4 protein-coding genes are annotated in these 9935 nt (G+C 49.3%); 3 read left to right on the top strand and 1 reads right to left on the bottom strand.

The annotated features are described in order from the left end of the window. Positions 1-1173, top strand: a 1173-nt coding sequence (locus ACTHRY_RS10995) for a YadA family autotransporter adhesin (RefSeq protein WP_440374257.1), incomplete at its 5' end; no start/stop codon positions are given. Between the two features lie 237 nt (positions 1174-1410). Here ACTHRY_RS10995 and dusA read toward each other — a convergent pair. After that, positions 1411-2415 (bottom strand): tRNA dihydrouridine(20/20a) synthase DusA, encoded by a 1005-nt coding sequence (dusA, locus tag ACTHRY_RS10990; protein WP_049322849.1) that lies wholly within the window; start codon positions 2413-2415, stop codon positions 1411-1413. Between the two features lie 217 nt (positions 2416-2632). Between dusA and ACTHRY_RS10985 the strand changes: the two genes are divergently transcribed. Together ACTHRY_RS10985 and ACTHRY_RS10980 are read left to right on the top strand one after the other, a co-directional pair. Continuing rightward, positions 2633-3253 carry an L-threonylcarbamoyladenylate synthase gene (locus ACTHRY_RS10985; protein ID WP_004521114.1) on the top strand — a complete coding sequence of 207 codons (621 nt, stop codon included), beginning with the start codon at positions 2633-2635 and terminating at the stop codon, positions 3251-3253. Between the two features lie 569 nt (positions 3254-3822). Beyond that, positions 3823-9935: ESPR-type extended signal peptide-containing protein (locus ACTHRY_RS10980; RefSeq protein ID WP_440374256.1), on the top strand; the 6113-nt coding region annotated here is incomplete at its 3' end.

Below are 9935 nucleotides of genomic sequence, written 5' to 3'. Positions count from 1 at the left end.
AAGAATACTGAAGCCGACGTTAAAGACAACGGCGACGGTACTCACACTGTAACCATCAAAGACGGTAACGGTAATACTACTACTACCATCGTTAAAGACGGTGCAACTGGTGCCAAAGGTGATACCGGTGCAGACGGTAAGAATGCTGAAGCCGAAGTTAAAGACAACGGCGACGGTACTCACACTGTAACCATCAAAGACGGTAACGGTAACACTACTACTACTGTCGTTAAAGATGGTGCAACCGGTGCAACTGGTGCAGATGGTAAGAATGCTGAAGCCGAAGTTAAAGACAACGGTGACGGTACTCACACTGTAACCATCAAAGACGGTAACGGTAACACTACTACTACTACTGTTAAAGACGGTGCAACCGGTGCCAAAGGTGATACCGGTGAAAACGGTAAGTCTGCTGAAGGTAAAGTTGAGCGTGATGAAGCTAAAGGTACTTCTACCATTACTATCAACAACTTCGATAAAGACGGTAAAGTCATCTCTACTACTACCGCAACCGTTAAAGATGGTAAAGACGGTAAAGATGGTAAAGATGCTGATGGCACCTTCGGTTTGCGTGATGAGGAAAACAAAGAAATCACCAAACCACTGAATAATACTATTCAGATTAAAGGTGATGCGGGTACTAAAGTTCAAGTATTCGACAAAGCAACCGGTAAGACTTCAGAGAAAGAAGTTCAAAACATCTTCGTTAAGAAAGACGGCGATGCGCTGAAAGTCAGCTTGAACCCTGATCTGACCGTTAACAGTGTTACTACTAACGAACTGAAAGCAGGTCCTGTAACCATCAACCAAGGTGGTATCGATGCCGGCAACACTACTATTAAAAATGTTGCTCCAGGTAAGAACGGTACCGATGCGGTTAACGTTGATCAGCTGAACCAAAAATTCGGCGATGTGAACAGCAATGTGAACAAGGTTGACAACAACGCCCGCGCAGGTGTGGCTCAAGCTCTGGCTACTGCCGGTCTGCCACAAGCTTACTTGCCAGGTAAGAGCATGCTGGCTATCGGTGGCGGTCACTACCGCGGTGAAACCGGTTACGCTGTCGGCTTCTCTAGCATCTCTGATGGTGGTAACTGGATCATCAAAGGTACTGCTTCCGGCAACTCACGTGGTCACTTCGGTGCTACCGCAGCAGTTGGTTACCAATGGTAATCTGACTTTCAGACGGCCTGAAAAGGCCGTCTGAAAAGACGAAGCAAAGTAAATGCGGCCTATTTAGGCCGCATTTTTTTATGCTTAGATTATGTGTTGGTTTTATTCGATGAATTAATCGTTATAGTAGCTAAAGAGAAATGAATATATCTTTAGCAGTCTGTTGCAATGTAAAAGGCCGTCTGAAACATTATTTGATGTTTCAGACGGCCTTTCATTTATTCACACTATATGCCATTAATCCCAAATATTTGCGCGTTCTACTTCTTTCCATGCGTCTAGAATCAGGCTACCGTCGTTGTCTTTCAGCAAGGTGGCATCTGAGAGCATACGGCGCCAAGTGCGGGCATTTTTTAGGCCGTGCATTAAGCCTAGTGCGTGGCGGACGATGTGGCGCAGGATGGTGCCGCGTCCTGAAGCGATTTGTTCGTGGCTGTATGCGTATAGCCAAGCTGCTAAATCTGCGTATTGGATTGGTTCGTGTGCGTCGTTGTAAAACAGTACATCCCAATCGCGCATCAGCATTGGATTGTGATAAGCCTCGCGCCCGATCATGACACCATCGACAAATTTTAAGTGTTCGGTGATTTCTTCGTTGGTGGTGATGCCGCCGTTAATCAAAATTTCTAAGTTGGGAAAATCTTGTTTTAAGCGGTACACGTATTCATATTTGAGTGGCGGGACTTCGCGGTTTTCTTTCGGGGATAAACCGTCCAACCAGGCATTACGCGCATGGACGATAAATGTGCGGCAGGCTGTTTTTTCGCGAAGTGTTCCCACAAAATCTGCCACGACTTGATATTCTGTTTGCCTGTCTACACCGATGCGGTGTTTGACCGTCACCGGAATTTCAACTGCATCCTGCATCGCATTCAAACAATCTGCCACCAAATCTACATCATTCATCAAGCAAGCGCCGAAGGCGCCTTTTTGAACGCGTGGGCTGGGGCAGCCGCAATTTAGGTTAACTTCATTATAGCCATACGTCTCAGCCGCTTTAGCGGCGATTGCCAAGTCATGCGGATCTGAACCGCCAAGCTGTAAAGCGACCGGTTGCTCGCCTTCGTTGAAATTTAAAAAACGGTCTTTATCTCCATAAACCACCGCGCCTGAATTGACCATTTCGCTATAAAGCCAAGCATTGCGTGTAATTTGTCGCGCCATAAAGCGATAGTGTCGGTCTGTCCAATCGAGCATGGGCGCAACAGACAAGCGGCGGGAAGGTAGGGAAGAAGCAGACATTGAGATGACTTTCAAACAAAATAACGCATTATATAGTGTATTAAATTGACTTTCGATATCGGCCGGTAAATCAAAATAATATATAGGGCATCACTGGATTTAGTCGTGTTGTAGATGAGGCTAAATCCATTCATGGTGGTGGAAATCCAATATTCAGACGGCCAAATAAGTTTTAAAATGTCAAACAACAAACCATTAGAATGATAAGGAAAAAAACATGGCACAATTTTTCGCCATCCATCCCGATAATCCCCAAGACCGCCTCATCAAACAAGCCGCCGACATTGTCCGCAGTGGCGGCGTTATCGTTTACCCTACGGACTCCTGCTACGCGCTGGGTTGCAAACTCGGCGACAAAAACGCAATGGAGCGCATTCTCACGATTCGCAAAATCGATCAAAAACACCATCTGACCCTGATGTGTGCCGATTTGAGCGAATTGGGTACTTACGCCAAAGTAGATAATGCCCAATTTCGCCAGCTCAAAGCAGCTACGCCCGGCAGCTATACCTTTATCCTGCAAGCAACCAAAGAAGTGCCCAATCGTACGCTTCACCCCAAACGTAAAACCATCGGCCTGCGTGTCCCCGACAACGCCACTGCCTTGGCGCTTTTGCAAGAATTGGGCGAACCTATTTTAAGTTGCACCCTTATGCTGCCCGAAGACGAAGAGCCGTTGACCGATCCATACGAAATTCGAGACCGTCTTGAGCATGCTGTTGATTTGGTTATCGATGGCGGCTGGTGCGGTACTGAGCCGACAACGGTTATCGATATGACCGATGGTACCGAGCTGATTCGTCAAGGCAAGGGCGATATTGCCGTATTCGGTTTGTAAAACCATCCGCATTTGTATAAGTAGGGATATACGTATTCTTTCTATGACGTATTAAAAGCATATTGCCAATTTTATTGATAGCTCAAAAAACAAATTATTCAATTAAGCAATTGTTCAAAATCATTTCATCAAAGGCCGTCTGAAATCTTTCAGACGGCCTTTTCCATTTTTTAGAAAACAATTCATTTTAAATAAAATTCCGAGCAATTGGCACGATGCTTGCATGATTACCGTGATTGCTGATGACTTGTCGACGGAATACAACACACCGCTTATTAATAAAAACATGACTGGAGAACTTTTGATGATTGGTTTTTCTGTTCAAACGTCATGATTTTGTTTAAAAATTAAAGATAATCGGTTAATATTTTAGACTAGCGGATATTTTGTAAGTATGAAATACTATCCCACTTCGAGATAGTAAAAGACCTAAATTTCGTCTCAAAGTGACAATAAACGTCAGCTTGAGATAAGCATTTTGCTGGGAAATCCTCCGCAATAGTTTTTTTAAAGTAGCGTCATGCTCATGCTCACGCTTTTACCTATCATAAAAAGAGAAAGACACACCTATGAATAAGATATTTAAAGTTGTTTGGAACCGTACGATTCAATCTTTTGTCGTAACTTCCGAATTGGCCAAAGGCCGTGTGAAATCGTCTGCCGAACAAAACAGTGCAGATGTATCTGCCGAATCCGGTAAAAATGGTATCGCGACAGTTTTCAGATTGACAGTAATTTCGGCAGCTCTTTTTGGGGCAAGCAATGCATATGCGGCAACTGCTCCACAAGGGCAAATTGCTACTGATGGTAGTGGTGCAATTGCTATCAGTGGTGCAACAGCAACGGGTTTTGGTGCATTAGGGGTTGGATTAGCGGCACAAGCCAATCAAGGTAACGCTATTGCCATAGGTAATTCAGCCCAAGCTCAAACTGGAAATACCATTGCCATCGGTAAAGATGCAGTGGCAAATTCTCCAGGTTCGGGTAGTGCGCCATCAAGTGCTATTGCACTTGGTGCAGACGCGAATGCAACCGGACTTGGTACGATTGCTATTGGACGTGCATCTGAGGTTCTCTCCCAAAATAGTATGAATGTGAATGTAACTCACAATAATATTGCTATTGGTAATACGGCTCGAGTAGGCGATTCAAGTAGTTCTAAGATAACTCAGTCTATTGCTATTGGTTCAGGTAACCGTGTTGATCCACAGGGCAGACCTGAGGGTGCGTGGGCAAAGGGAGACCAATCTATTGCGGTTGGCGGCAATGTCTTGGCTAATGGTAATTCATCTGTTGCTATTGGTGGTGATGATTTAGATTCGGTAGGTGGTACTCGATATTCTGGCAATGCAACGGATAAATTCATCAAATATAATGAAAAAGGTGCAAAGACCGGTGAATATACGCTGAGCGGTAAAAGTCTGCGTGATATTTATAAAGAGATGACTGGTGATACGATGAATTACGGTTCTTATGGTAATACTATTGCCGGTCAAGGTTCTGTTGCATTAGGTGTGCAGTCTAATTCATCTGCTGATTTGTCTCTGGCTATCGGTACTAAATCTCAGGCCACTGCCTTTGGTGGTGTAGCTTTGGGTACAGGTGCGAAGGCTACTTTGCTGAACTCTGTGGCTTTGGGTACGGCTTCTAAAACCGATAAAGAAGGTAAGGCATACGTTCAACGCGAAATCATGGGCGAAACCTACACTTGGGCAGGCGGTGCAACTACCGATGCCGGTGATGTTGTGTCTGTCGGTTCTAAAGGTTACGAACGCCAAATCATCAATGTATCCCCTGGCGATATTTCTGCTACTTCTACTGATGCCATTAACGGCTCTCAACTTTATGGTGTATTGAGTGCGCTCGAACGCATTCGTTATTTCTCTGTTAAGTCAGAAGAAGGCAAAGCTGACGGTACGAAAAACTGGAACAATGACGGCGCAAAAGCAACCAATTCGATTGCCATCGGACCGAATGCGGCAACAAGCACTGGTGCGACGGGTAGTGTTTCCTTGGGTCATAATGCCAATGTACTTGGTTCATCTTCTGTTGCCGTTGGTCCAAATGCAACTGTAACTTCGGGAACTGTGGGTGCTGTGGCTTTAGGCTCTAATGCCAACTCTCGTGGAACAGGCTCTATTGCCATAGGTTTGAATACAGAAAATGATCGCAATTACTCTATAGTCGTCGGTGCTCACAGTAGAGCCAACTACGAAAATGCAACCGTTGTCGGTGCAAGGGCAGCAGCACAAAATAACGGTACGGCAATGGGCTTTTTGTCAAATGCAGTCGGTGATGATTCTGTTGCAATCGGTCATCAGGCGCAGACAACGCAAGCTTATTCTATCGCCATTGGTAAGCAGGCAAACAGTTCAGGTCTTTATTCCACCGCTATTGGTTCCTCAGCCCAAGCTGCTGGGCAGAATAGTTTTGCCGGCGGTAATAATGCAAAAGCGACTGGAAGCGATTCAGTTGCTTTGGGTAGTGGCGCGACGACTACGATCGGTAGCTCTGTTGCATTGGGTAATGGTGCTGTTGGCACTGCCAATAATTTTGATGCAACAGCTAAAAATGCCTCATTCAAAAACGATAGTGGCGCTGCGACCAATGTCAGCTATGCGGCTTCTTCATCCTCTACAACAGGCGCGGTTTCTGTAGGCAGTGCAGGCAATGAACGTCAAATCCAGAATGTTGCCGCAGGCCGTATTTCCGCCACTTCGACTGATGCGGTCAATGGTAGCCAGCTGTACACAGTTATGAACAATGTTGGACACAATATCCAACAAAACGGTACAGACAAATCTCGTATCAATAACAACGGTACAGTCAACTACGCCGATGGCAACTTGACGACCGTTGCGGTCACCGATGGCGAGAATGCGTCAAAAGTTCAAATCAATGTTATTCAAGGCACACTGTCTGTCGATAATAATGGCACAGTGTCCGCACCGACTGCCGGTGTGGCGACTGCCGGCGATGTAGCCAATGCCATCAATAATGCCAAAACCACAACCAAGGTGGCGGCAGGTAGCAACACGCATGTCAATAAGACAACTTCAGGCAAAGAAACCACTTATACCGTCAGCGCAGATAAAGCAACGGTACAAGTTTCCAATGCTTTGAATTTGACCTCCAATACTACAACTGCAGCCGATGGTGCAGTAACAACTGATTACAGTATCGATCTCGCTCAAAGTACTAAAGATAATATCCAAAAAGGTGTGGATGCCAAAACCACCGTTGACACCAAAGGTCTGACCTTCAACGGCGACAGCGGCAGCACCAATGTCGAAAAACTTGGCTCCACCGTGACCGTTGCCGGCGACGACAACATCACCACCGAAGCCCAAGACGATAAAGTGACCGTTAAGCTGAACAAAGACCTGGTAGTAGACAGCGTCAAAGCCGGCGACACCACCGTTAACAACGACGGTGTGAAAGTCGCAGGCGGTCCTAGCCTGACCAAGTCCGGTATCGATGCCGCCGGTAACAAAGTGACCAACGTAGCCGACGGCGACCTCAACGCCAACAGCAAAGACGCCGTCAACGGCAGCCAACTGTTTGCGACCAACCAAAACGTCGCCAACAACGCCGCCAACATCGCCAAAGGCATCAACTTCGGCGGTACCACCGGCAGCAACAACTACGCATTGGGCGACACCATCAATGTCAAAGGCGACAGCAACATCATCAGCGAAACCGTAGCCGGTGGTGCACAGCTGAAACTGGCCAAAGACATCACCGTCGACAGCGTCACCGCAGGCGACAGTAAACTGAATTCAGACGGCCTCACCATCACAGGCGGTCCGAGTGTGACCAAGTCAGGCATTAATGCCGCCGGCAACAAGATCACCAACGTAGCCGCCGGTACCGATGATACCGACGCCGTCAACTACAGCCAGCTGAAACAGCAAAGCGCCGCCGCCCGTACCGAAGTTGCCGCCGGCACCAACATCAAAGACGTGGTGAAAACGACCGGCGCCAACGGCCAAGACGTTTACACCGTCAACGCCAAAGGCACGACCGCGAGCGCAGGTTCCGACAAAGTGACCGTCACTGCTTCAGCAGCAGACGCGAACAACGTGACCGACTACAGCATCGATTTGGCGCAAAGCACCAAAGATGACATCCAAAAAGGCGTGGATGCCAAAACCACCGTTGACACCAAAGGTCTGACCTTCAACGGCGACAGCGGCAGCACCAATGTCGAAAAACTTGGCTCCACCGTGACCGTTGCCGGCGACGACAACATCACCACCGAAGCCCAAGACGATAAAGTGACCGTTAAGCTGAACAAAGACCTGGTCGTAGACAGCGTCAAAGCCGGCGACACCACCGTTAACAACGACGGTGTGAAAGTAGGTGACGATGTCGCATTGACCCAAGACGGCGTTAAAGCAGGTGACGTTAAACTGACCAAAGACGGTTTGAACAACGCCGGCAACAAAGTGACCAACGTAGCCGCCGGTACCGACGATACCGACGCCGTTAACTACGGTCAGCTGAAAGAGACCAACGCCAACGTGGCCAAAGGTCTGAACATTGCCGCCGACAACGGTAATGACGACAACGTCCAATTGGGCGAAACCGTTGCCTACCGCAGCAGCGACAAAAACATCGTCACTACCGTGTCCGACAACCAGATTGACTTCAAACTGGCCAAAGACATCACCGTCGACAGCGTTACCGCAGGCGACAGCAAACTGAATTCAGACGGCCTCACCATCAGCGGCGGCCCGAGTGTGACCAAAGCAGGCATCAATGCCGCCGGCAACAAGATCACCAACGTAGCCGCCGGTACCGATGATACCGACGCCGTCAACTACAGCCAGCTGAAACAGCAAAGCGCCGCCGCCCGTACCGAAGTTGCCGCCGGCACCAACATCAAAGACGTGGTGAAAACGACCGGCGCCAACGGCCAAGACGTTTACACCGTCAACGCCAAAGGCACGACCGCGAGCGCAGGTTCCGACAAAGTGACCGTCACTGCTTCAGCAGCAGACGCGAACAACGTGACCGACTACAGCATCGACTTGGCGCAAGACACCAAAGACGACATCCAAAAAGGTGTGGATGCCAAAACCACCGTTGACACCAAAGGCCTGACCTTCAACGGCGACAGCGGCAGCACCAATGTCGAAAAACTCGGCTCCACCGTGACCGTTGCCGGCGACGACAACATCACCACCGAAGCCCAAGACGATAAAGTAACCGTCAAGCTGAACAAAGACCTGGTGGTAGACAGCGTCAAAGCCGGCGACACCACCGTTAACAACGACGGTGTGAAAGTCGCAGGCGGTCCTAGCCTGACCAAGTCCGGTATCGATGCCGCCGGTAACAAAGTGACCAACGTAGCCGACGGCGACCTCAACGCCAACAGCAAAGACGCCGTCAACGGCAGCCAACTGTTTGCGACCAACCAAAACGTCGCCAACAACGCCGCCAACATCGCCAAAGGCATCAACTTCGGCGGTACCACCGGCAGCAACAACTACGCATTGGGCGACACCATCAATGTCAAAGGCGACAGCAACATCATCAGCGAAACCGTAGCCGGTGGTGCACAGCTGAAACTGGCCAAAGACATCACCGTTGACAGCGTCACCGCAGGCGACAGCAAACTGAATACAGACGGCCTCACCATTACCGGCGGCCCGAGTGTGACCAAAGCAGGCATCGATGCCGCCGGCAACAAGATTACCAACGTTGCCCCGGGTACCGATGACACCGACGCGGTCAACTACAGCCAGCTGAAACAGCAAAGCGCCGCAGCGCGTACCGAAGTTGTAGCCGGCACCAACATCAAAGATGTGGTGAAAACTACCGGCGCCAACGGCCAAGACATCTACACCGTCAACGCCAAAGGCACGACTGCCAGCGCCGGTTCCGACAAGTTGACCGTTACCGCCGCTGAAAAGGCCGACAACGTGACCGACTACAGCATCGACTTGGCTGATAGCACCAAAGCCGACATCCAAAAAGGCGTGGATGCCAAAACCACCGTTGACACCAAAGGCCTGACCTTCAACGGCGACAGCGGCAGCACCAATGTCGAAAAACTGGGTTCCACCGTGACCGTTGCCGGCGACGACAACATCACCACCGAAGCCCAAGACGATAAAGTGACCGTCAAGCTGAACAAAAACCTGGTAGTAGACAGCGTCAAAGCCGGCGACACCACCGTGAACAACGACGGTGTGAAAGTAGGCGACGATGTCGCATTGACCCAAGACGGCGTTAAAGCAGGTGACGTCAAACTGACCAAAGACGGTTTGAACAACGCCGGCAACAAAGTGACCAACGTAGCCGCCGGTACCGACGATACCGACGCCGTTAACTACGGTCAGCTGAAAGAGACCAACGCCAACGTGGCCAAAGGTCTGAACATTGCCGCCGACAACGGTAATGACGACAACGTCCAATTGGGCGAAACCGTTGCCTACCGCAGCAGCGACAAAAACATCGTCACTACCGTGTCCGACAACCAGATTGACTTCAAACTGGCCAAAGACATCACCGTCGACAGCGTTACCGCAGGCGACAGCAAACTGAATTCAGACGGCCTCACCATCAGCGGCGGCCCGAGTGTGACCAAAGCAGGCATCAATGCCGCCGGCAACAAGATCACCAACGTAGCCGCCGGTACCGATGATACCGACGCCGTCAACTACAGCCAGCTGAA

Source organism: Neisseria sp. P0004.S004 (assembly GCF_051963335.1).
In the GTDB taxonomy this organism is placed as follows: domain Bacteria; phylum Pseudomonadota; class Gammaproteobacteria; order Burkholderiales; family Neisseriaceae; genus Neisseria.
This window is presented reverse-complemented; position numbering and strand designations above follow the sequence as displayed.

Coding starts and splice junctions, on each gene's coding strand:
- ACTHRY_RS10985 (WP_004521114.1), top strand. CDS start 2,633: ATGGCACAATTTTTCGCCATCCATCCCGATAATCCCCAAGACCGCCTC.
- dusA (WP_049322849.1), bottom strand. CDS start 2,415: ATGTCTGCTTCTTCCCTACCTTCCCGCCGCTTGTCTGTTGCGCCCATG.